Annotated in this window: 22 protein-coding genes; 7 read left to right on the top strand and 15 right to left on the bottom strand. The window is 63.4% G+C overall.

Translation table 11 applies throughout. The features are described from left to right. Nucleotides 1–115: 115 nt before the first annotated feature. The 5 genes from NUH87_RS30385 to NUH87_RS30365 all read right to left on the bottom strand — a co-directional run bounded on the left by NUH87_RS30385 (nucleotide 116) and on the right by NUH87_RS30365 (nucleotide 3,696). Nucleotides 116–595 (bottom strand): Lrp/AsnC family transcriptional regulator, encoded by a 480-nt coding sequence (locus tag NUH87_RS30385; protein ID WP_040068606.1) that lies wholly within the window; start codon nucleotides 593–595, stop codon nucleotides 116–118. Nucleotides 596–607: 12 nt separating this feature from the next. Then, the gene (locus NUH87_RS30380; protein WP_040068608.1) at nucleotides 608–1,369 is read right to left on the bottom strand and encodes an ABC transporter ATP-binding protein; all 762 of its coding nucleotides are present in this window, start codon (nucleotides 1,367–1,369) and stop codon (nucleotides 608–610) included. Nucleotides 1,370–1,408: 39 nt separating this feature from the next. Continuing rightward, nucleotides 1,409–2,119: an ABC transporter permease gene (locus NUH87_RS30375; RefSeq protein WP_338523962.1), complete on the bottom strand. Its 711-nt coding sequence runs from the start codon at nucleotides 2,117–2,119 to the stop codon at nucleotides 1,409–1,411. Further along, nucleotides 2,116–2,841, bottom strand: a complete 726-nt coding sequence (locus NUH87_RS30370) for an ABC transporter permease (protein WP_040068671.1) — start codon at nucleotides 2,839–2,841, stop codon at nucleotides 2,116–2,118. Before NUH87_RS30370 ends, NUH87_RS30375 begins: the two co-directional genes overlap by 4 nt. 75 nt (nucleotides 2,842–2,916) lie before the next feature. After that, nucleotides 2,917–3,696, bottom strand: coding sequence for a transporter substrate-binding domain-containing protein (locus NUH87_RS30365; protein ID WP_338523961.1), 780 nt, complete (start codon nucleotides 3,694–3,696; stop codon nucleotides 2,917–2,919). A gap of 496 nt (nucleotides 3,697–4,192) precedes the next feature. Here NUH87_RS30365 and NUH87_RS30360 point away from each other — a divergent pair, with 496 nt between their 5' ends. Both NUH87_RS30360 and NUH87_RS30355 read left to right on the top strand, forming a co-directional pair. Next, nucleotides 4,193–5,299: an enoyl-CoA hydratase/isomerase family protein gene (locus NUH87_RS30360; protein ID WP_338523960.1), complete on the top strand. Its 1,107-nt coding sequence runs from the start codon at nucleotides 4,193–4,195 to the stop codon at nucleotides 5,297–5,299. A 3-nt stretch (nucleotides 5,300–5,302) separates the two neighbouring features. After that, complete coding sequence (locus NUH87_RS30355) at nucleotides 5,303–6,454, top strand: acyl-CoA dehydrogenase family protein (RefSeq protein ID WP_338523959.1); 1,152 nt, start codon at nucleotides 5,303–5,305, stop codon at nucleotides 6,452–6,454. Nucleotides 6,455–6,579: 125 nt separating this feature from the next. Here NUH87_RS30355 and NUH87_RS30350 read toward each other — a convergent pair whose 3' ends face one another. The 7 genes from NUH87_RS30350 to NUH87_RS30320 all read right to left on the bottom strand — a co-directional run bounded on the left by NUH87_RS30350 (nucleotide 6,580) and on the right by NUH87_RS30320 (nucleotide 14,801). Continuing rightward, entirely contained in the window at nucleotides 6,580–7,764 is a 1,185-nt protein-coding gene (locus NUH87_RS30350; RefSeq protein WP_422393892.1) for a transporter substrate-binding domain-containing protein, read from the bottom strand. A 178-nt stretch (nucleotides 7,765–7,942) separates the two neighbouring features. After that, a complete protein-coding gene (locus tag NUH87_RS30345) occupies nucleotides 7,943–8,716 on the bottom strand; it encodes an enoyl-CoA hydratase (RefSeq protein ID WP_338523957.1) in 774 nt (257 codons plus the stop codon). Nucleotides 8,717–8,731: 15 nt separating this feature from the next. Further along, entirely contained in the window at nucleotides 8,732–9,859 is a 1,128-nt protein-coding gene (locus NUH87_RS30340; protein ID WP_338523956.1) for an acyl-CoA dehydrogenase, read from the bottom strand. Between the two features lie 25 nt (nucleotides 9,860–9,884). Beyond that, on the bottom strand, nucleotides 9,885–11,075 hold the full coding sequence (locus NUH87_RS30335) for an acetyl-CoA C-acyltransferase (RefSeq protein ID WP_338523955.1): 1,191 nt from the start codon (nucleotides 11,073–11,075) through the stop codon (nucleotides 9,885–9,887). An 11-nt stretch (nucleotides 11,076–11,086) separates the two neighbouring features. Beyond that, nucleotides 11,087–11,854: an SDR family NAD(P)-dependent oxidoreductase gene (locus NUH87_RS30330; protein WP_338523954.1), complete on the bottom strand. Its 768-nt coding sequence runs from the start codon at nucleotides 11,852–11,854 to the stop codon at nucleotides 11,087–11,089. Between the two features lie 48 nt (nucleotides 11,855–11,902). Continuing rightward, nucleotides 11,903–13,549 carry an AMP-binding protein gene (locus tag NUH87_RS30325; RefSeq protein WP_338523953.1) on the bottom strand — a complete coding sequence of 549 codons (1,647 nt, stop codon included), beginning with the start codon at nucleotides 13,547–13,549 and terminating at the stop codon, nucleotides 11,903–11,905. Between the two features lie 235 nt (nucleotides 13,550–13,784). Then, nucleotides 13,785–14,801 (bottom strand): AraC family transcriptional regulator, encoded by a 1,017-nt coding sequence (locus NUH87_RS30320; RefSeq protein ID WP_338523952.1) that lies wholly within the window; start codon nucleotides 14,799–14,801, stop codon nucleotides 13,785–13,787. A 167-nt stretch (nucleotides 14,802–14,968) separates the two neighbouring features. Here NUH87_RS30320 and NUH87_RS30315 point away from each other — a divergent pair, with 167 nt between their 5' ends. The 3 genes from NUH87_RS30315 to ttdR all read left to right on the top strand — a co-directional run bounded on the left by NUH87_RS30315 (nucleotide 14,969) and on the right by ttdR (nucleotide 18,256). Further along, nucleotides 14,969–15,844: an alpha/beta fold hydrolase gene (locus NUH87_RS30315; protein ID WP_040068633.1), complete on the top strand. Its 876-nt coding sequence runs from the start codon at nucleotides 14,969–14,971 to the stop codon at nucleotides 15,842–15,844. 113 nt (nucleotides 15,845–15,957) lie between these two features. Further along, a complete protein-coding gene (gene dctA, locus NUH87_RS30310; RefSeq protein ID WP_338523951.1) occupies nucleotides 15,958–17,262 on the top strand; it encodes a C4-dicarboxylate transporter DctA in 1,305 nt (434 codons plus the stop codon). A 79-nt stretch (nucleotides 17,263–17,341) separates the two neighbouring features. Further along, the gene (gene ttdR / locus NUH87_RS30305; protein WP_338523950.1) at nucleotides 17,342–18,256 is read left to right on the top strand and encodes an L-tartrate utilization transcriptional activator TtdR; all 915 of its coding nucleotides are present in this window, start codon (nucleotides 17,342–17,344) and stop codon (nucleotides 18,254–18,256) included. Nucleotides 18,257–18,411: 155 nt separating this feature from the next. Here the strand turns inward: ttdR and leuD are convergent, their stop codons facing one another. Both leuD and leuC read right to left on the bottom strand, forming a co-directional pair. After that, nucleotides 18,412–19,026: a 3-isopropylmalate dehydratase small subunit gene (gene leuD / locus NUH87_RS30300; protein WP_338523949.1), complete on the bottom strand. Its 615-nt coding sequence runs from the start codon at nucleotides 19,024–19,026 to the stop codon at nucleotides 18,412–18,414. After that, the gene (gene leuC / locus NUH87_RS30295; RefSeq protein WP_338523948.1) at nucleotides 19,023–20,444 is read right to left on the bottom strand and encodes a 3-isopropylmalate dehydratase large subunit; all 1,422 of its coding nucleotides are present in this window, start codon (nucleotides 20,442–20,444) and stop codon (nucleotides 19,023–19,025) included. The genes leuD and leuC overlap by 4 nt, the downstream gene beginning before the upstream one ends. Before the next feature lie 284 nt (nucleotides 20,445–20,728). Here leuC and NUH87_RS30290 point away from each other — a divergent pair, with 284 nt between their 5' ends. Continuing rightward, nucleotides 20,729–21,154: a hypothetical protein gene (locus tag NUH87_RS30290; RefSeq protein WP_338523947.1), complete on the top strand. Its 426-nt coding sequence runs from the start codon at nucleotides 20,729–20,731 to the stop codon at nucleotides 21,152–21,154. Nucleotides 21,155–21,230: 76 nt separating this feature from the next. Here NUH87_RS30290 and NUH87_RS30285 read toward each other — a convergent pair whose 3' ends face one another. Continuing rightward, on the bottom strand, nucleotides 21,231–21,731 hold the full coding sequence (locus tag NUH87_RS30285; RefSeq protein ID WP_040068642.1) for a hypothetical protein: 501 nt from the start codon (nucleotides 21,729–21,731) through the stop codon (nucleotides 21,231–21,233). A gap of 317 nt (nucleotides 21,732–22,048) precedes the next feature. Here NUH87_RS30285 and NUH87_RS30280 point away from each other — a divergent pair, with 317 nt between their 5' ends. Beyond that, nucleotides 22,049–22,987, top strand: a complete 939-nt coding sequence (locus NUH87_RS30280; RefSeq protein WP_338523946.1) for a hypothetical protein — start codon at nucleotides 22,049–22,051, stop codon at nucleotides 22,985–22,987. Nucleotides 22,988–23,007: the final 20 nt, after the last annotated feature.

Below are 23,007 nucleotides of genomic sequence, written 5' to 3'. Positions count from 1 at the left end.
TAAGCCGGTGGCGAAGGCTGGAAACGGCTGAAAGATTTGCGTGGTGCAGCAGAATCGGCGCGGCACGAATCGAGTGCCTTGAACTGCAACTGCCGGCTTTCGCCGGCAGCCGATGTTACTCCATGGAGGTCTTGACCATCGCCAGTTCGGGATGACTGACCAGCTTGTCGATGTGCAGCTCCGGGTCGTCCAGCCAGGTTTCCGTCAGCACCCGGTAATGCTCCATGTCACGGCAACGCATGCGCAGGCTGTAGTCGAACGCGCCACTGATCAAGCGACACTCCAGTACCTGGGCACAGGCCCGGGTCTTGGCCTCGAAGGCTTTCTGCGCCGCCCGCCCGCTCTGGTTCGACAACGCCACCAGCACCAGCAGCGACAGGCCCGGCGAGAGTTTCTTCTCGTCGACAATCGCCCCGTAGCCACGGATCACCCCCAACTGCTCCAGCTTGCGCACCCGTTCCAGGCAAGGCCTGGGAGTCAGGTGCACGCGCTCGGAGAGCTTCTGGTAGGTGATACGCCCGTCGTGGCGCAGCACCTCGATAATTGCCTGGTCGATGCGATCCAATACGATCGACAGGTCACGAATATCCGCCATGAATGGCTTGCCTCACTTCAAACGACCAGAAAGAAACTGTTGCAGACGCTCGCTTTGCGGATGGTCGAGCATCTGGGCACCGCCCTGCTCTTCGACCCGGCCTTGATGGAGGAACAGCACCTGGCTGGAAACCTGCCGGGCAAAGCCCATCTCGTGCGTGACCATGAGCATTGTACGACCTTCTTCGGCCAGCGCCTGAATCACTTTCAACACCTCGCCCACCAGCTCCGGGTCCAGCGCCGAGGTCGGCTCGTCGAACAGCAGGATCTGCGGCTCCATGGCCAGGGCCCGGGCAATCGCCACGCGCTGTTGCTGGCCGCCGGAAAGAAACGCCGGATGCTGTTCGGCCACCCGCTGGGGCAAGCCGACCTTGTCGAGATAGGCCCGCGCCCGCTCCTCGGCTTCCTTGCGGGACACGCCCAACACCCGGCAGGGTGCCAGGATAATGTTCTCCAGCACCGTCAGGTGGCTCCACAGGTTGAAGTGCTGGAACACCATGGCCAGGCGGGTACGCAGGCGCTGCAACTGCGCCGGACTGGTGACCTTCATGCCGCCGGGCGCCGGATGGGTGGCGATCAGTTCGCCGTCCAGCTCGATGCGGCCTTCGTCGGCGCGTTCGAGGAAATTGATGCAGCGCAGCATGGTGCTTTTGCCCGAACCGCTGGCGCCGATCATGCTCACCACATCGCCGGAGCGGGCCTGCAGCGACACACCCTTGAGGACCTCGTTATCGCCGAAGCGTTTGTAGAGGTTTTCGATATTCAATTTGTACATGGAAACTCCCGGGCCACTGCCCTGGAAAAAATGGGAAGTTCAGTGCGCCGGGCCCAGGAAGTTCAGCCAACGCCGTTCCGCCAGCCGGAACAGGCCCACCAGGCCGAAGGACAAGCCCAGGTAGAGCAACCCGGCAATACCGAAAGACTGGAAGGTCATGAAGGTGGCCGAGTTGGCATCCCGGGCGACCTTGAGGATGTCCGGAATGGTCGCGGTAAAGGCCACCGACGTCGCGTGCAACATCAGGATCACTTCGTTGCTGTAGTACGGCAGCGCTCGGCGCAAGGCCGACGGCAGGATCAGGCGCAGCGACAGTCGCCAGCCGCTCAGGCCATAGGCGTGGGCCGCCTCGATCTCGCCGTAGGGAATGCTGCGGATCGCCCCGGCGAAAATCTCCACGGTGTAGGCGCAGGTGTTGAGCACGAACGCCAGCAAGGTGCAGTTCATCGCATCGCGGAAGAAAGCCTCCAGCAAGGGCTGCTCACGGACCACCGCCATGCCATAGATCCCGCTGTAGCAGATCAACAGCTGGATATAGAGGGGCGTGCCGCGAAACACATAGGTAAAGGCCTGCACCGGCCAGCGCAGCAACGGATTGCGCGACACCCGCAGCAGCGCCAACGGCAGCGACAGCACGAAACCCATGGCGATGCTGGCGCACAACAGCCAGAGGGTCATGGCCAGACCCGTCAGGCTTTCGCCGTCCGTGAACAGGAAGGGTTGCCAGTATTGCTGGAACAACTCGATCATCGTGCCGACTCCCGCACACCCAGGTTGAAACGTCGCTCCAGGCAACGCAGCACGTAGTTCGAAGCGCTGGTGATCAGCAGGTAGAGCAGCGCCGCCAGCACCAGGAAATACATCATGTTGAAGGTGCTTTTACCGGCGTCCTGGGCAACCTTGACCAGATCGGCCAGGCCGATGATCGACACCAGCGCCGTGGCCTTGAGCAGTACCAGCCAGTTGTTGCCCAGGCTCGGCAGGGCGAAGCGCATCATTTGCGGGAAGACCACACAGCGAAAGCGCTGCCAGGCGCCCAGCCCATAGGCGGTCGCGGCCTCGGTCTGGCCGTGGGGAATGCTCAGGATCGCGCCGCGAAAGGTCTCGGTGAAATACGCACCGTAGATGAAGCCCAGGGTCACGACACCCGCCACGAAGGGATCGATTTCCATGTAGGGCCAGTCCATGGCCTCGGTCAGGTGGCTGAGCCAGCCTTGCAGGCTGTAGAAAATCAGCAGCATCAGCACCAGGTCCGGAATACCGCGAATCAGCGTGGTGTAGAGGGTCGCCGGCAGATTGAACAGCCGCAGCGGCGAGAGCCTGGCCGTTGCACCGAGCAGCCCCAGGGCCATGCTCACCAGCAGCGACAGCGCCGAGAGCTTGGCGGTGATCCACACGCCATGCAGCAGCAGCGGGCCATAGCCTTGCAGGCTGGCGGCATCCAGGCCGAAGAATTCGAGAAAGGTCGTCACATCGATCACCCGTCTTCCAGCGCCACGCGCCACCGCCGCACGGTCGGGGCCGTACGGGGGGCGTGGTCGCCGGGATCAGTTGTTGTAGAGGTCCAGGTCGCCGAAGTATTTCTTCTGCAGTTGGGCGTAGATGCCCTTCTCGTGCAGCGCCTTGATCGCGCCGTTGATCATGCCCTTGAGTTCGTCGTTGCCCTGGCGCACACCGATGGCGATGTCCATCGGGATCAGCGGGTCACTGATCCCCTGGCTGTTCTGGAAGGCCTGGCCCTGGGGCGACTTGAGGAAACTCATTTCAGCCTGCAGCTTGTCCTGGATCGAACCGTCGAGACGGCCATAGACCAGATCGGCATAGACCTGGTCCTGATTCTGGTAGGCGCGCAGCTTCACCCCGCCCGGCGCCAGGCGCGCCTTGGCATAGGCCTCCTGGATGGTGCCCTGCATATAGCCGATGGTCTTGCCCTTCAGGGATTCGGCGGTCGGTTGCAGCCCCGAGTCCTTGCGGGTGACGATGGCCGTCGGGCCGGCGTAGAGCCGGTCGGTGAAGTCGATCTGCTTCTTGCGCGGCTCGGTGACGGTCATCGACGACTCGATGGCGTCGAACTTGCCGGCCTTGAGGGCGGGGATCAGGCCGTCGAAATCATTGCTGACCCAGACGCACTTGAGCTTGAGTTCCTCGCAGATGGCGTTGCCCAGATCGATGCCGAAGCCCTGCACGCCGCCGTCGGCGGTGCTGGATTCAAACGGCGGATAAGACGGATTGGTGCCGAAACGCAGCTCTTTCCATTCCTTGGCACTTGCGCCGCCGCAGCAAAGCGCCAACGCCAGAACAGGTAAGGTCAGCCATTTATGAGTCATCTTCAGAGTCCCGGATTTATTTGAAGTTATCGTGTGCGGGCGGGGGCCGGCACACTGTTGGACAGGGGCAGAGAATGGGCGGCCAGGGCCGCGCTATCGTTCTTGTTGTTATTGGATGAGCCCATGCTCTTGAGGAGCGGGGCTCGTCCTCTCGCGGCCGCTCGGAGGAACCTCGCCGCAAGGAGGCCAGAATGCCAACTCGCGGAACCGGGCGGGTGTCGTAAGCCCGCGCCGAAACAGCCGGAAAAGGCCCGTGACGGGAAGGTCACAGCCGATCCTGTCGCGACCCGCCGCGCAGTGGGAGGCGTTGTTCGCGTTGCAGCCCAAGCACGGCTAAGGTCTATGGACGGCATGCGCGCTCGGAGTCTGCACAGGCAAAAATGCAGACTCGACCTGCGATTATTCCGGTTGTACACGACAAATTTGCACTGTTACGATCGGGCATCGTTCGCCCGCCGAACACACCGAAAAAGACAATAAAAGCAGGGAGTTAGTGATGACTGCTCGGGTTTCATCCTCCGCCACCCAGGACCTCGACACCCCAGGTCCCGACGTCCTCGCCGACGTGCGCAACCATATCGGTCACCTGACCCTCAATCGCCCCGCCGGGCTCAACGCCCTCACCCTCGACATGGTCCGCGCCCTGCAGCAGCAGCTCGACGCCTGGGCCCACGACCCACGGGTCCACGCGGTGGTCTTGCGCGGTGCCGGCGAGCGGGCCTTCTGTGCCGGCGGCGATATCCGCTCGCTATATGACAGCTACAAGGGCGGCGGGCGCCTGCACGAAGACTTCTTCGTCGAGGAATACGCCCTGGACCTGACGATCCACCATTACCGCAAACCGGTGCTGGCACTGATGGACGGCTTTGTCCTCGGCGGCGGCATGGGCCTGGTGCAAGGCGCCGACCTGCGGGTGGTCACCGAACGCAGCCGCCTGGCCATGCCGGAAGTCGCCATCGGCTACTTCCCGGATGTCGGCGGCAGTTATTTCCTGCCACGCATTCCGGGCGAGCTGGGTATCTACCTGGGGGTCAGCGGCGTGCAGATCCGCGCCGCCGACGCCCTCTATTGCGGCCTGGCCGACTGGTACCTGAGCAGCGACAAACTGGCCCTGCTGGACGAACGCCTCGATCACCTGGAATGGCATGACACGCCGCTCAAGGACCTCCAGGGCCTGCTGGCCAAACTCGCCGTGCAAACCCTGCCCGACGCGCCGCTGGACGCACTGCGCCCGGCCATCGACCACTTCTTCGCCCTGCCGGATGTGCCGAGCATGGTCGAGCAACTGCGCGAAGTGACCGTCGCCGACAGCCATGAATGGGCGCGGGAAACCGCCGACCTGCTGGAGACCCGCTCGCCCCTGGCCATGGCCGTGACCCTGGAAATGCTCCGTCGCGGCCGCCATCTGGCCCTGGAAGACTGCTTCGCCCTGGAACTGCATCTGGATCGCCAGTGGTTCGACCGGGGCGACCTGATGGAAGGCGTGCGCGCCCTGCTGATCGACAAGGACAAGACCCCACGCTGGAACCCTCCGACCTTGCGCGAACTGGACGCCGAGCATGTCGCCAGCTTTTTCCATGGCCTCGACGCGAACGGGAACTGAATCATGCACGATATTGAACTGAGCGAAGAACAAGTGATGATCCGCGACATGGCCCGGGACTTCGCCCGCGGCGAGATCGCGCCCCATGCCCAGGCCTGGGAAAAAGCCGGCTGGATCGACGACGGCCTGGTGGCCAAGATGGGCGAACTGGGCCTGCTGGGCATGGTGGTGCCCGAGGAATGGGGCGGCACCTATGTCGACTACGTGGCCTACGCCCTGGCCGTGGAAGAAATTTCCGCCGGCGACGGTGCCACCGGCGCGCTGATGAGCATTCACAACTCGGTCGGCTGCGGGCCTATCCTGAACTACGGCAGCCAGGCGCAGAAAGAAACCTGGCTGGAGCGGCTCGCCACCGGCCAGGCCATCGGCTGTTTCTGCCTCACCGAACCCCAGGCCGGCTCGGAAGCCCACAACCTGCGGACCCGCGCCGAATTGAAGGACGGCCAGTGGGTGATCAATGGCGCCAAACAGTTCGTCAGCAACGGCAAGCGCGCCGAACTGGCGATCGTCTTTGCCGTCACCGATCCCCATCTGGGCAAGAAAGGCCTCTCGGCCTTCCTGGTGCCTACCAACACACCAGGCTTTGTCGTCGATCGTAGCGAACACAAGATGGGCATCCGCGCCTCCGACACCTGCGCGGTGACCCTCAACCAGTGCAGCGTGCCCGAGGCCAACCTGCTGGGCGAGCGCGGCAAGGGCCTGGCCATTGCCCTGTCGAACCTGGAAGGCGGTCGCATCGGCATCGCCGCCCAGGCACTGGGCATTGCCCGCGCGGCCTTCGAAGCGGCGCTGGCCTATGCGCGGGAGCGGGTGCAGTTCGACAAGCCGATCATCGAGCACCAGAGCATCGCCAACCTGCTGGCCGACATGCACACCCGGATCAATGCCGCGCGGCTGCTGATCCTGCATGCGGCGCGCCTGCGCAGTGCCGGGCAGCCGTGCCTGTCGGAGGCGTCCCAGGCCAAGCTGTTCGCCTCGGAAATGGCCGAGAAGGTCTGCTCCTCGGCCATGCAGATTCATGGGGGGTATGGGTATCTGGAAGATTATCCGGTGGAGCGGTATTACCGGGATGCGCGGATCACACAGATCTATGAAGGGTCGAGCGAGATTCAGCGGATGCTGATTGCGCGGGAACTGAAGCACTACCTCGTGTGACGCCAAAAGCATCGCGAGCAAGCTCGGCTCCTACAGGTTATCGGTTGGTCACAAATGAGTGGTTCAACCAAAATCCTGTAGGAGCCGAGCTTGCTCGCGATGGGGCTGTCAGCCCCACACACATCCTACGCCTTGACCAACGCCTGGCACTCCACCTCCACCCGCGCGTCCATCAGTAGCTTACCGGCCTGAAAGGTGGTCCGCGCCGGTCGACTGCCGGCCTTGAAATGCTTCATATACACGTCGTTCATCGCGGCAAAATCCTTGATATCGGCGAGGATCACCGTGCACCTCACGACGTTTTCCATGGACGAACCGTTGCGCTCCAGCGTCCCGCGTATCCGCGTCAGGGCCTGCTCCATCTCCCCCCGAATACCGCCACTCACCAACTTGCCGGCATCATCGCTGCCCAGCACACCCGACAGGTACAGCCACTCGCCGACACGGACCACTTCGGAAAACGGAAGACTCGGTTGTTCGCCCAGAAATTGCAGTTTGGGCCGCAGCGTGGCAGCAGGCCACTCAGGCAGATAACGGGAAACAATGGCTGCGTACTGGCCCGAATCCTTGAGCGACTGCAACGCCCGGTTCAGTGCTTCACGCAGCTCGCGGTCCTGCTGACGCACACCGATGGCAATCGCGCTGCCCAAGCGCTCATCGGTCACCACGGGACCGGTAAATTCGAAACCCTTGCCCTGAGGTGTTTTCAAAAAGGCTTCGGCAATTTCCAGGGTGTCCTGTAGCGTCGCGTCGATTTCACCGGCCTGCAGGCTGCGGACCAGTTCATCGTTCAAGGCGTAACTGCGAATGGCAATACCCTGAGATCCCCACTGGGCTTTTGCATAGGCTTCGCGGTTGGTCCCCCTCAATACACCGATATGCTTGCCCTTGAGCGACGTGACATCCGGCTGCAGGCCACTGCCCTTGCGCGCCACCAGGCGGCTGCTCAGCGAGTAGAGTGGATCGCTAAAGTCGATCTTCTGGCGGCGCTCGGGCGTCGGGGTCATGGGCATGATCGCATCGAACTTTCCGGCTTCGAGCGCCGGAATCATGCCTGCATAGTCCTGGTCGACCCAGACGCAGCTGCGCTTGAGCTCGGAACAGAGGGCATTGCCCAGTTCGATGTTCAGGCCAACCAACTCGCCTTGTGCATTGCGACTTTCAAAAGGAGGGACCAGGGCTTCGACACCAAAACGGATCTCAGCCCCCTGGCTTGTGGCGGCCACACAAAGCGTGGAAGCGCTCAACAGGGCAATCGCGACAAAACCGCCCCTGCAGAATATACGTGACCACCTGGCAAAAACATCCATAGCAACGTCCTTCAGATAGAGAGATCGAAGAGTGTCGATGACACCCGCCTGTAGCGAACAAGCGATCTTTCTACGAAGGCGTTACTGCCTCAACGGGACCTATCTTCAAAGGTTGTGGGACAGGTCTGAGTTTTACTCGCGTAAATCCAGACCCACCCCATACGGCGAACAGCACGCCTCAACTGTCCTTGAACTGCGCCTCACGCTTGGCGATGAACGCCGCCATGCCTTCCTTCTGATCCTGGGTAGCGAACGCCGCGTGGAACACCCGGCGCTCGAAACGCACACCTTCCGACAGGCTGACCTCAAAGGCACGGTTGACGCTTTCCTTGACCATCATGCTGATGGGCACCGACTTGCCGGCAATCACCGCCGCCACCTTCAGCGCTTCCTCAAGCAGCTCGTCGGCCGGCACGATCCGCGCCACGATCCCGCAACGCTCGGCTTCCACCGCATCGATAAAGCGCCCGGTCAGGCACATTTCCATGGCCTTGGCCTTGCCCACCGCGCGGGTCAGGCGCTGGGTGCCGCCCATGCCCGGCAGCACGCCGAGGTTGATTTCCGGCTGGCCGAACTTGGCGTTGTCGCCGGCCAGGATGAAGTCGCACATCAGCGCCAGTTCACAACCGCCGCCCAGGGCAAAACCGGACACCGCGGCGATAATCGGCTTGCGCCGGTTGGCCACCCGGTCACTGTCGCTGAACAGGTCGTCCAGGTAGATCTGCGGGTAAGTCAGTTCGGCCATTTCCTTGATATCGGCCCCCGCCGCGAAGGCCTTCTTCGAGCCGGTCAGCACGATGCAGCCGATGTTCGGATCGGCTTCCAGGGCGTCCAGCGCCTGGTTCAGCTCGCTGACGATCTGGGCGTTCAAGGCATTGAGCGCCTGCGGGCGGTTCAGGGTAATCAGGCCGACACGGTCCTTGATGTCCAGCAGAATGGTTTCATAACTCATCGATAGATTCCTTGATCACAGGTTGCGCGAAATGACCATGCGCTGAATGTCGCTGGTGCCTTCGTAAATCTGGCAGACCCGCACGTCGCGGTAGATCCGCTCCAACGGGAAGTCGTTCAAATAGCCATAGCCGCCCAGGGTTTGCAAGGCTTGCGAGCAGACCTTCTCGGCCATTTCCGAAGCGAACAGCTTGGCCATGGAGGCCTCCACCAGCGCCGGCTTGCCGCTGTCACGCAGGGCTGCGGCGTAGTGCACCATCTGCCGGGCCACGGCGATCTGGGTGGCCATGTCCGCCAGGCGAAACGCCACAGCCTGGTGCTCGATCAGCGCCTTGCCGAAGCTTTGCCGCTCGCGGGCATAGTCCCGCGCCGCCTCGAACGCGGCCCGGGCCATGCCCACCGATTGCGCGGCGATGCCGACACGACCGCCTTCCAGGTTGGCCAGGGCGATGCGGTAGCCCTCGCCCTCCTCGCCCAGGCGGTTGGCAACCGGCACCTTCACATCCTCGAAGAGAATCTGGCAGGTGTCGGAGGCATGCTGGCCGAGCTTGTCCTCGACCCGCGCGACGACATAGCCCGGCGAGTCGGTGGGTACGATAAAGGCGCTGATACCGCGCTTGCCCGCGGCCGGATCGGTCACCGCGAAGACGATCACCACCCCGGCGTTCTGCCCGGAGGTGATGAACTGCTTGCAGCCGTTGAGCACGTAATGGTCGCCCTCAAGCCGGGCACGGGTCTTCAGGCCGCTGGCATCGGAGCCGGCCTGGGGTTCGGTCAGCGCGAAGGCGCCGAGCATGGCGCCGCTGGCCAGCGGCGGCAGGAAACGGGCTTTCTGCTCCTCGGTGCCGAACTTGAGGATCGGCACGCAGCCGACCGAATTGTGCACGCTCATGATGGTCGAGCAGGCGCCGTCGCCGGCGGCGATTTCTTCCAGGGCCATGGCGTAGGCCAGGTAGCCGGTGTCGCAGCCGCCCCACTGTTCCGGGACCAGCATGCCGAAAAAGCCCAGCCCGGCCATTTCGCCGATGGCTTCCTTGGGAAAGCGGTGCTCGCGGTCCCATTCGGCGGCGAAGGGTTTCAGGCGCTCCTGGGCAAAATCCCGGGCCACCTCGCCGATTTGCTGTTGTTCATCGCTGGGTAACATGGCAACTCCAAAGCTCTTTACGAAACTAGTACAGGCACTCGACCGCCATGGCCGTGGCTTCGCCGCCGCCGATGCAGATGGCCGCGACCCCACGTTTCAGGCCTTTCTGGCGCAGGGCCGAGAGCAGGCTGACCAGAATCCGCGCGCCGGACGCACCGATCGGGTGGCCCAGGGCACAGGCGCCGCCGTGCACGTTGACCTTGTCGTGGGGCAGTTCCAGTTTTTGCATGGTCACCAGAGTGACCACGGCGAAGGCTTCGTTGATTTCGAAGCGATCGACCTGGTCCAGGGACCAACCGGTTTTCTTCATCAGTTTCTCGATCGCCCCTACCGGGGCCACCGGGAACAGGCCCGGGGTATCGGCGAACGCCGCATGCCCATGAATCACCGCCAGCGGCTTGAGGCCACGCTTTTGTGCTTCGGACTGACGCATCAGCACCAGCGCCGCCGCGCCGTCGGAAATCGAACTGGAGTTCGCCGCCGTGACCGTACCGCCTTCGCGGAACGCCGGCTTCAGGCTGGCGATTTTGTCCAGCTTGGCCTTGGGTGGCTGTTCGTCGTCGCTGATCAGTCGCTGTTCCTTGCCCACCGTGACCGTCAGGGGCACGATTTCCTCGCGGAAGCGGCCCTCGCGGATGGCTTCCTGGGCGCGGGTCAGGGACGCCACGGCAAAGGCATCCTGGGTTTCACGGCTGAAACCGTTGTTCTCGGCGCAATCCTCGGCGAAGGTGCCCATCAGGCGTCCCTTGTCGTAGGCGTCCTCAAGGCCGTCGAGGAACATGTGGTCGAGCACCTGGCCGTGGCCCATGCGGTAGCCGCTGCGGGCGCGGTCCAGCAGGTACGGCGCGTTGGACATGCTTTCCATGCCACCGGCCACCACCACCTCGGCGCTGCCGGCCAGGAGCATGTCGTGGGCGAGGATGGTCGCTTCCATGCCGGAGCCGCACATCTTGTTCAGGGTGGTGCAGCGGGTGGACTTGTCCAGCCCGGCACCGAGGGCCGCCTGGCGGGCCGGTGCCTGGCCGAGGCCGGCGGACAGCACACAGCCGAACAGCACGTGCTCGACCGCTTCCGGCGCCACGGCGGCGCGCTCGACGGCAGCGCGGATGGCGGCGGCGCCCAGTTGCGGCGCGCTGAGGCTTTTCAGGTCGCCCTGGAAGCCGCCCATGGGGGTGCGCACGGCACTGACGATAACGATGGGATCGTGGTTACTCATGATCGATTCTCCTATTTCGCGGCCATGCGCAAGGCGCCGTCGAGACGGATCACCTCGCCATTGAGCATGCTGTTTTCAATGATATGCCGAACCAGCGCGGCGTACTCGGAGGGCTTGCCCAGGCGTGGCGGGAACGGTACGCCGGCCGATAGCGAAGCACGGACTTCGGGGGTCATGCCGGCCATCATCGGGGTTTCGAAGATGCCCGGGGCGATGGTCATCACGCGAATGCCGAAGCGGGCCAGTTCGCGGGCGGCCGGCAGGGTCAGGCTGACGATGGCACCCTTGGACGCGGCATAGGCGGCCTGGCCGATCTGCCCGTCATAGGCGGCGGCGGAGGCGGTATTGATGATCACCCCGCGCTCGCCGTCGGCATCCGCCTCGGTCTCGGCGATGGCGGCAGCGGCCAGGCGCAGCAGGTTGAAGCTGCCGATCAGGTTGACGTTGATCACCTGGCTGAAGCTGTCCAGCAGGTGCGGGCCGTTCTTGCCGAGGATCTTTTCACCGCGCACGATGCCGGCGCAATTGACCAGGCCGTGCAGGCCGCCAAAGGCGTCGACCGCGGCCTTGACCGCCGCCTGGGCCTGGGCCTCCTGGGTGATGTCCGCTACCACGCTCCGGGCTTGCGCGCCGAGTTTTTCCGCCTGGGCGGCGACGGCCTCGGCATTGAGGTCCACCAGCATCACCTTGGCGCCGGCATCCACCAGCATTTGCGCGGTGGCCGCACCGAGGCCGGAAGCTCCGCCGCTGACCATGAAAGCCTTGTCTTGAATGTTCATTGCATCTGTCCTTCGTTAAAACCGTAAATGACCCTGATAACCGCGTACTCAGTTGCCGGCCTGGGCCTTGGCGATTTCCTGATTACGCAAGATAAAACGTTGCAACTTGCCGCTTGGCGTCTTGGGCAGCTCGTCGACGAATTCGATTTCCCGTGGGTAGGCATGGGCCGCCAGGCGCTTGCGCACATGCAGGCGCAACTCTTCGGCCAGCTGCGGCTCGGCACGGTACTGCGCGCCGAGCACCACGAAGGCCTTCACCACCTCGGTACGCTCCGGGCAAGGTTTGCCGACCACCGCCGCCTCCACCACAGCCGGATGTTCCACCAGGGCGCTTTCCACATCGAACGGACCGACCCGGTAGCCCGAGGTGGTGATCACGTCGTCATTGCGCCCGACAAAGCTGATGCTGCCGTCCGCATTCAGCTCCACGGTGTCGCCGCTGAGGTAGTACCGGCCGACGAAGGCCTTGGTCTCGAAGCCCTTGTAGCCGTTGAACCAGAACATCGGCGACTGCGAGCGGTCCAGCGCGAGAATCCCCGGCTGCCCGACCGTCAGCTCCCGCTGCTGCTCGTCCAGCACCACGATGCGATGCCCGGGTGAGGCGAACCCGGCCGAACCGATATGCACTGGATGTTCGAGGCCGTGGTGATTGCACAGCACCATGCCCATTTCGGTCTGGCCGTAGTGATCGAGAATGGTCACCCCCAGGGTGTCGGCGAACCAGCGGATCACCTCCGGGTTCAGCGGCTCGCCGGCACTGCTGACCACCCGCAGGCGGCCCTTGACCCTACCGGCGAAGGCCTCGCCCGCGGCAATCAGCAAGCGGTAGGCGGTGGGCGATCCGGTGAGGTTGGTGATGCCGTATTTCTCGATGATCCGGCAGGTGCTTTCCACACTGAACGGGCCATCGTAGAAAGTGATGGGATGGCCCATGCCCAAGGGCCCGGTGATGCCGAAGTAAAGGCCGTAGGCCCAGCCCGGATCGGCGACGTTCCAGAACGCGTCTTCCGGGCGCAGGTCGACCGCGTCGCGGGTGTAGTTCTGGAACGCGATGATCGCCTTGAGCGGCACTTCCAGGGGTTTCGCCGGGCCGGTGGTGCCCGAGGTGAACATCAGCAGGAACGGATCCTCGCCCGTGAGCAGCACCGGCTCGCAGTAGGCCGGGTAATTGTCCAGTTCGGCCCAGAAGCTGAAATCGCCGCGCGCGATGCCCTGCCCCTTGGGGCCGCCGACCGTGACGATAGCCGGGCAGTCGGCGACTTCGCTCAGTTTGCCGCGGTTGGCGGCGTCGGTGACCACCAGCTTGGCGCCGGAGCTGCCCAGGCGATGCTCGATGGCCTTGGGGCCGAAGGCGGTGAACAGCGGCTGGTAGATGGCGCCGATGCGCCAGGTGGCGAACAGCGTGACCAGCAGTTCGACATTGCGCGGCAACAGCGCGGCGACCTTGTCGCCACGGCGCACGCCCTGGGCCAGCAGGAAGTTGGCAAAGCGCCCGGCCTTGTCCTGCAGCTCGCTGAAGGTGTAGACCGCGCTACTGCCGTCGCGGCCTTCCCAGAACAGCGCGATCCGCCCCGGCAAGGCATGCCGGTCGCAGCATTCGATACAGGCGTTGAGCGCCGTCAAAGTCCCTTTGAGGCCCGCTTGGGCCGCTTGCTGATAATCGAAGTCCGCCGTGGCAGTCTGATAGTCGCGCATGTCCGGAATCTCTCGGTCTTGTTATTGGAAGGAACCGTAGAAAAATCCTGGAAATAGTCGCGCTGTCAGGGACTTGGGACAATGGTCAAAGCTTTCAACCTGATTGACTGGTTTGGCCAATAACCGGGTCTCCTGTGGGAGCCGGCTTGCCGGCGATGAGGCCCTTGAGTCTTGCAGCGCTCATCCGGACGCCATCGCCGGCAAGCCGGCTCCTACAGGTTGCGCGCAAGACGGGTCAATGCACCTCGTTGAGGATCAGGCTGCGGTAATGTCCCGGATTGGACCCGGACCATTTGCGAAAGGCCTTGTAGAACGAGCTGGCGTCGGCGAAGCCCAGCCGTGTGGCGATCTCGGCGAAACTGATCGACGGTTCCGCCAGCCAGGCAATCGCCCACTCCTTGCGCACGCTGTCCTTGAGGCCCTGGTAGGTCTGCCCTTCTTCCGCCAGCCGGCGACGCAGGGTCGAGGCCGACATGCACAATTGCAGGGCCAAGCCTTCGGTTTCCGGCCAGTCCGCGGCGGGCAGCTGGCGCAGGTCCTGGCGGATCCGGCTGGCCAGGCTCCGGGCATCGCGGTACTTGACCAGGATATTGGCCGGCGCCAGCGCCAGGAACCGCTGCAGCTCCGCGGCACTGCGCTTGATCGGCAGGTCCAGGCAGTCGGCGGAAAAGATCATCCGGGTGCGCGGCCGGTCAAAGCGCAGGTTCTCGGAAAACATCACCCGGTAGTCTTCGCGATAATCCGGCTCGGCGCAGCGCAACTCGATGGCCAGGATCGGGATACGCCTCCCGGCCAGCCAGCAGGCCACGCCATGGACGATCATCCAGTAGGTGAAATAGGTGAACGGCCGCCGGGCCTGCCCCTGCGGCTCCAGCAGGACGATTTCCGCCAGGCTCTGCTGACGCACCAGCTGGGCCGGCAGGCGTTCGAGCATCAACGAAAGGAAGCCCAGCACCGCGTCCAGCCCGGCGGCCACCGTCGGCTGCGCCATGCCCGCACGGCACAGATAGGCGAAACTGCCGGCGCGCAGCTTGCGCGGGTCCATGCCGAAGAACTCGTCATCGTTGCGCCGCGCCAACAGGCGCCACAACCGCGCGTAATCGCTGGCCGGGACCCGGGCATCGGCCTGTTCCAGCAGCGCCGGGGCGATCCCGAGCTTGTCCAGCACCTGAATGGTGTCCGCACCGGGGGCGCAACTCTGCAGCAGTGCCTCGTGCACCAGGTGGATGGAGATGGTGTCTTTTTCCGACATTGGCCGTCACTCAAGCCCTGTACTGATCCGTGTGGCGGCTATCTTAACAGCGCCCGCCTCCTGGTCGGTGTTTCAACACACTTCATGAACAGGCGCACCACGTTTTGCGCCTTGCCCCGTTCGCTGTGGGTCTTAGGATGTACGCAACCCTCACAAGGAGTCACTCCATGTTCGCCGGATTCCGGAAAGACCAGCGCCACGTCAACGGTGTGGACATTGCCTACCGCATCGGCGGCAGCGGGCCAGGCCTGCTGCTACTGCACGGCCACCCGCAGACGCATGTCATCTGGCACAAGGTCGCCGGCGACCTGGCCAAACACTTCACCGTGGTCGCCGCCGACCTGCGCGGCTACGGCGACAGCACCCGGCCAGCGGCCGACGAGCAGCACCTCAACTACTCCAAGCGCGAGATGGGCCGCGACGGCGTGGCCCTGATGGAATCCCTGGGTTTCAGCGAGTTCTCGATCCTCGCTCACGACCGCGGCGCCCGTGTCGCCCATCGCCTGGCCCTCGACCATCCCCAGGCCGTGCAACGCCTGGTGCTGCTGGATATCGCCCCGACCCTGGCGATGTACACCCAGACCGACGAAGCCTTCGCCCGCGCCTACTGGCACTGGTTCTTCCTGATCCGCCCGGCGCCGCTGCCGGAAACCCTGATCGAGGCCAACCCCGAACAGTACCTGCGCAGCGTGATGGGCAGCCGCAGCGCCGGCCTCAAGCCCTTTACCGACGAAGCCTTCAGCGAATATGTGCGCTGCATCAGCCTGCCCGGCAGCGCGCGGGGCATCTGCGAAGACTACCGCGCCAGCGCCGGCATCGACCTGGAACACGACCGCGCCGACATCGAGGCCGGGCGCTCGCTGAACATGCCGCTGCTGGCGCTCTGGGGCGCCGAAGGCACCGTGGGCCGCTGCTTCGATCCGCTGCGCGAATGGCAGAAGGTCGCCACCGATGTGCGCGGCAAGGCCCTGCCCGGCGGTCACTACCTGGCCGAGGAAGTCCCGGAACAGTTGCTCGGCGAAGTCCTGGCCTTCCTGCGCTGAACCGCCGGCCCCCAAGGCACTGATCCACCCCTTCCCCCATGGGCCGCCGCCAACGGCCCATGACGGGATCGGCTTGCCTCCTCTTCCCCCAAACCCGCGACGAGACAATAACAATGACAATCCGCAAACTGCTGGGAACCCTGTATATCCAGGTGGTCATCGCCATTGTGCTGGGGGTGTTGATCGGTCACCACTGGCCGCAGACCGGCATCGACCTCAAGCCCCTGGGCGACGGTTTCATCAAGCTGATCAAGATGATCATCGGCCCGATCATTTTCTGCACGGTGGTCTCCGGCATCACCAGCATGCATGACGTGAAACAGGTCGGGCGAGTCGGCGGCAAGGCGCTGCTGTACTTCGAAATCGTCTCCAGCCTCGCCCTGGCGATCGGCCTGCTGGCCGCCCATGCCCTGCACCCGGGCTCGGGTTTCAATGTCGATGTGAAAACCCTCGACACCTCGGCCATCGCCAACTTCGTCGGCCAGGCCCAGCATGGCGAAGGCGTGACCGGTTTCCTGCTGCATGTGATCCCCACCACCTTCTTCGACGCCTTCGCCCAGGGCGAGATCCTGCCGGTGCTGTTCGTCTCGATCCTGTTCGGCCTGGCGCTGGTGATGGTCGGCGAAAAGGCCCGCCCGCTGGTGGGCGTGATCCACCAGGCCAGCGAAGTGTTCTTCCGCATCGTCGGCATGATCGCCCGGGTGGCGCCGATCGGCGCGTTCGGCGCGATGGCCTTCACCATCGGCAAATACGGCCTGGGCTCGCTGCTGCCGCTGATGAAGCTGGTCGGCACCTTCTACCTGACCGCCTTCATCTTCGTCATCTGCGTACTGGGCAGCATCGCCCGCTATGCCGGTTTCAGCATCTTGCGCCTGCTGGGCTACATCAAGTCGGAACTGCTGATCGTGCTCGGCACCAGTTCGTCGGAGTCCGCCCTGCCGCAACTGATCCAGAAACTGGAAAGCCTGGGCTGCTCCAAGGGCGTGGTGGGCATCGTGGTGCCCACCGGCTACACCTTCAACCTCGACGGCACCAATATCTACATGACCCTGGCGGTGCTGTTCCTGGCCCAGGCGACCAATATCGACCTGACGCTGGAGCAACAGCTGACCTTGCTGGCGGTGACCATGCTCACCTCCAAGGGCGCCGGCGCGGTGGTCGGTGCCGGCTTCGTCGCCCTGGCCGCGAGCCTGGCGGTGGTGCCGACCGTACCGGTGGCGGCGATGGTGCTGATCCTCGGGGTGGACCGGTTCATGGCCGAGTGTCGCTCCCTGACCAACATCATTGGCAACGCCGTGGCCTCGCTGGTGGTGGCGGCCTGGGAAGGCGAACTGGACCGCGACAAGATGGCGCCGATTGCCCTCGGGCGCGAGCGCAAGGCCCTGGCTGCCCGGGCAGCGGCTGATGCCGTCAAATAGTCGCTTGGCCTTGTAGAAGTAGGTTTGCCATCCAATGCTATTCTGGCGGCTCCTGCCGCCAGTGTTCGTTGCTTCGTCCATGAGCCCAAAGAAAGACACCGTGCCCCTGCCCGAAGACCTGCGCGTATTCCTGACCGTCATCCGCAAGGGCGGCTTCGCGGCCGCCGCCGATGAACTGGGCCTGTCGCCCGCCTACGTCAGCAAGCGCATCCAGATCCTCGAAACCACCCTCGCCACCCGCCTGCTGCACCGCACCAGCCGGCGTATCGCCCTGACCGAGGACGGCGAGCGGGTGCAACGCTGGGCCGTGCGCATCCTCGAAGACTTCCAGCAACTCAACGACGAACTGTCCGAAGCCCACGACAGCCCCAGCGGCCGCCTGCACCTGTGCAGCAGCTTCGGCTTCGGGCGCAATCACGTGGCCCCGGCGCTGTCGTTGCTGGCCGAGCGCTACCCGGACCTGGAGATCCGCCTGGACCTGTTCGACCGTGTGGTGGACATCGTCAGCGAGGGTTTCGACCTGGAGATCCGCGTGGGCGACGACATCCCGGGCCAGCATATCGGCCGGCGCCTGGTGAGCAATCGGCGGGTACTGTGCGCGGCGCCCGCCTACCTGGAACGGCGTGGCATGCCGCAGCAGTTGAGCGACCTGGAACAGCACGACTGCCTGGTACTCAAGGAGCGCGACAACGCCTTCGGCATCTGGAACCTGGAGCGTGACGGCAGCCAGGACAGTGTGCGGGTGCGCGGGCCGTTGTCATCCAACAGCGGCGAGATCGTCCTGCAATGGGCCTTGGATGGACGCGGCATCCTGCTGCGCTCCCTGTGGGACGTCAAACCGCTGCTGGAACAGGGTCGACTGGTGCGGGTACTGCACGACTACACCCAGAGCGCGAATGTCTGGGCGGTGTACCCGACGCGACTGGCGTACTCGGGCAAATTGCGGGTGTGTGTGGAGTTTCTGCAGGAGCACTTTCGACAGCTGTCGATCTAGCAATACCTGTAGGAGCAGCCGGTCGACGCTCGATTGCTCGCGATGGTAGTCAGGACACCGCGGGGTATCAGGTGCCCAGCGTTATCGTTGACGTCCATCGCGAGCAAGCTCGCTCCTACAAAGGGCCAATGCTCGCTTAACTGAACGTCCTGGTTTCAGGCCAACCAGGGATTGGCCTGCAAATGCGCCCGTTCGAACGCCCTGATCTCCTCGCTACGCTGCAAGGTCGCGCCAATGGCATCCAACCCCAGCATCAACGCGTTCTTGCGCAGCGCATCGATCTGGAACTCGACGACACTGCCATCCTGCAAGCGGATCTGCTGGGCCTCGAGATCAATAGTGATCTCGGCACCCTGTGGCTGACTCACCACCTGCCCCAGCCGCTGCACCGTCGCCTCGTCCAGGGTGATCAACAACACCCCGTTGCGCTGGCAGTTATCGTAGAAAATCCCGGCGAAACTGCTGCCGATCAACGCCCGGATCCCCACCTGCTTCAAGCCCCACACCGCATGTTCACGGCTGGAGCCGCAACCGAAGTTCGGCCCTACCACCATGAAGCGGGCACCTTTCCAGGCCGGCTGGTTCAGCACGAACCCAGGGTTGGGCTCACCCGAAGGCAAGACCCGCAGGTCGAAGAACACCCCCCGATCCAGCCCGTTGCGATCGATCCCCTTGAGAAACTGCTTGGGCATGATCACGTCGGTGTCGATATTGGCCGCCAGCATCGGCGCGGCCTTGCCGGTGACTTGGGAAAACGGCTGCATGCTCATGGCCTTGGCTCCAGGTGGCGAATATCGGTCAGGTGTCCGGCAATGGCGGCCGCGGCGACCATCGCCGGGCTCATCAAATGCGTACGGGCCCCGGCGCCCTGGCGCCCTTCGAAATTGCGGTTGGTGCTGGAGGCGCAGCGGTCGCCGGGCTCCAGCACGTCGTCGTTCATCGCCAGGCACATCGAACAGCCCGATTGCCGCCACTCGAAACCGGCGTCGATAAACACCGCCGCCAGCCCTTCGGCCTCGGCCTGATCACGCACCTGGGTGGAGCCGGGCACGATCATCGCCCGCACATGCCTGGCCACGTGCTGGCCGCGCACCACCCGGGCGGCATCCCGCAGGTCCTCGATCCGGGCGTTGGTGCAGGAACCGATAAAGGCGTGGCTGATCACGATCTGGTTCAGCGGCATGCCGGCTTCCAGCCCCATGTAGTCCAAGGCGCGGCGCATGTCCTGGCGCAGGATCGGGTCGCTGATGTCTTGCGGGTCCGGCACGCTCGCGCCGATGGGCGCCGCCTGGTCCGGGCTGGTGCCCCAGGTGACCATGGGTTCCAGCGTCCCGGCATCCAGCTCGACTTCGCGGTCGAAGCGCGCGCCGACATCGCTGTACAAGGTCCGCCAGGAGGCCACGGCCTGCTCCCACAACTCGCCCTTGGGTGCCCGGGGCTTGTCCTTGAGATAGGCGAAGACTTTCTCGTCCGGGGCCATGAAGGCACCGCGCGCGCCCGCCTCCACCGCCATATTGCAGATGGTCATGCGCGCCTCGACGCTCAAGGCATCGATGGTCGAACCACGGAACTCGATGGCATAGCCGGTGGCCCCGGAAGCGCCGATCCTGCCGATGAGCGCCATGATCACGTCCTTGGACGTCAGCCCCGGCGCCAGCTCGCCGTCGACCGTCACCCGCATCGTCTTCAGGCGTTTGTAGACCAAGGTCTGGGACGCCAGCAGGTGCTCGATCTCCGAGGTGCCGATACCGAAACCGAAAGCCCCCAACGCGCCATAGGTGGTGGTGTGACTGTCACCGGCGGCCACCACCATGCCCGGCAGGATAAAACCCTGTTCGGGCGCGATCACATGTTCGATGCCCTGGCGCTTGTCAAGTACGTCGAACAGTTCTATACCGAAATCTTCACAGTTCTCGGCCAGGTAGGACACCTGCCGCGCACCACCGGCATCCGGCATCGCGGCGATACGCTTGGGCGCGGTGGGGTTCACATGGTCGACCACGGCCAGGGCAGTATTCGCCCGCCAGATCCCGCGCCGGGCTTCGCGCAGGCCGCTGAAGGCCTGGGGGCTGGTGTATTCGTTGATGACCTGACGGTCGATATACAGCAGGACATGGCCCTGGTCATCGAGGCGACACACCGTGTGGGAATCGATGTGCTTGTCATAGAGGGTTCTGGTTTGAGTCATGGTGGCGCTCGCAGGAATGAAAGTACGCGAGGCTGTCGGATCACGGCGGCAGGCCGACAGACGTCGCGCCCATCATAGGCGGCGGCAACGACCCATCAATGGCGGGAAGGTGATGGCTGGGAACATGGATCGTGTTGGATCGGACAAGTAGTCATTGTCATCAGTGCCTTATAACCGACACAATAGAAAGGTACTACACAATATAACCGTGCAGCCGACAGCCCAGAAAAGAACGCCCGACTTGAGCTATAAAATGGACAGGACAGGAACTGAAAGGAATTCTGATGATCACAGACACAGATAACGGTACCAAAAAGCTTGGAGTACTGCTTGCCATGAGACCCAGCCTATCGAATCTCGTCAAGTCACAGAAAATAGCATTTGGCCTTGCGTTGGCGGGCATTGCGGCGCTGTTTGGCGCCAAACGACTGATTGAGTGGGCACTTAAGGAGCCGGTGGCCGAGTCCTGGGTCGATCTGACGCTGGTACTGACGGCCTACCTGTATTTTTTCATGATCCCTGCCCTCCAGGCCCATATCAGCAAAAAGCTGAGGAAGCGTGCCGCCCGTCGTCAGAGGCAGGCACCCGACCAGGCCACCCCACCCGTCAGCGTGACGGTGACCACGACGCCATGGCCGGAGAAACAACCACAAGAGCGCCTGGCCCGCCCCGTGCCGCGTCGAGACCAGACCGCCAGGACCGGACGCTGAGCCGCTGACACTACACGCAAGACAGAACGGGGAGCCAAGGCTCCCCGTTTCGTTATCTGACCAGTAGGTAAGCGGATCAGGCCTTCGTATTGATCGACATGCTGGCGCCGGAACTGGCGAACTGCTGCAGGTTCAGCAACACGTTAATCGCCCGCTTGTACTCCGGGATCATATGGTTGGAGAACTGCTCGTTCGAGGTGCCGCTCTGCAGGGTGCTGATCTGGGTGGCGAAATAATCCAACGCGTTGAATTTCTCGCCCGCCTTGTTTTTCGAGCCGGCGGTGGACAGCAGGCCGGCGGTGGACGCGCTGATCAGGCCATGTTCCTTGAGGACATTGCTGTATTTGGTCAACTGATCCGGCGTGACCGATTTCGGGTCGAAGCCCTGGAACTGCGACTGCAGCTTGTCCTTCTGCATCTTCGCCGTGTCGAGGGCGGTCGGATCCCGGGGGATGTTGTTGAGCACCTGCTTGTTCTTGATTTCCTGCAGGTTGGCCTTCTTCGTATCGGCGGCCTTGCGCTCAAAAACCCGTGAACTGAGGGCCGTGGCCCAGGCGGTGATCGAACCTGTGCTCATCTCCAGCCTCCGATAACCTGAAGGCGAGAGATATCGCCGTGATGCTTACGTCCTTGCAAGGCGCGCATGGGGGTGTCCTGTCATAAGATGGAAATGGGAGCCGATTCCAGTTAGGTAACAGAACTGTACAACATATGTATGTATTCCGTTACAAAAAATCCCGATTTGAAGGAAAGTGCCCTCCCCTCCGTGCGCCTTCTGGATGAATCCGTTATTCATCCTGCGCCCTGAAATCTACAAGGCTTGGTGCTAGCCTTGTGTCACCTACCGCTTATTGGCTCGTTCGAAGTGCCGAACGCTTATCGCGAGAACAGGGAATGCCAAGACTGACCAGCCAGCGTGTCCAGAGTGCACCCGTTGAAAGCGGTCCACTGCGCGAGTCGTTACCGCGCCACGCGTTCGAACGTATCCGCCATTTCTTTCTCTTCTGCTTCTATGTGGAGCTGACCTGCGACTACGTGGAGACGCTGCACGGCATCAAGTTCAACCCTCTCCACGTCACGACGCATTGCGCGACGCACCAGGTCGACAGCGGCACTCGCCTCAAAAGCGGCGCGCCGCTCAACAAGAAATCCAAGCAACCGCTGGAAGAGGACACCACCGGACACAGCCGCATGGATGCCGCACACTTCAATAACCTGGGACTGACAGCGGACTTCCTGAGGCGATTGGACAGGCTGGGGGACGACGACGAAATGGTCAGCGAGCTGCGCAGCCGCTGCATCGACATGTGCCGCAACACACGGTTATTGCCCCAGGCCATCAACCTCGGGCCGGATAAGGTCATCGACCGGGTTCATGAAACCGTGCGCCTGAGGACCTTCGACGCTTCGGCCACGGAACCCTGCATCTCGGTGACGAATATCCGTCTCTACCTGGACATGGCGGTTTCGGCGTTGAAAATCATGGCCGACAGGAAGGAGCACGAACCCACCCTGCAAGCCACCGGGGACCTTTACATCGAAGGCCTGACCCGTGCGGAATCGGAACTGGCTCGCACGCTCTACGATGAAGTGGAAGGCATGGTCACGGCGATCAATCGGCACGTGGCGCAAATGCTCGCGGACCAGAAGCAGCTCAAAGGAGGCGGCGCGAAGAAAAGGAGCTTGTCGACCATGCAGAGTGCGCCGACCGTTAGTACTTCGACTGGGTCGGCTCCCCGCCGGATAGTCCGGGCCAAGCGCATGAGCCGAGCAAAGCCGCCTTCGCCGGGTGTCGACGATATCTTCAGCAATAGTTTTTATGCGGATATGTGAGTAGGGACAGACCACGATGG

This window comes from Pseudomonas batumici (assembly GCF_036585405.1).
GTDB classification, from domain to species: domain Bacteria; phylum Pseudomonadota; class Gammaproteobacteria; order Pseudomonadales; family Pseudomonadaceae; genus Aquipseudomonas; species Aquipseudomonas batumici.
Note: the sequence above shows the minus strand (reverse complement) of the source record. Positions and strands in the feature narration are given on the sequence as shown.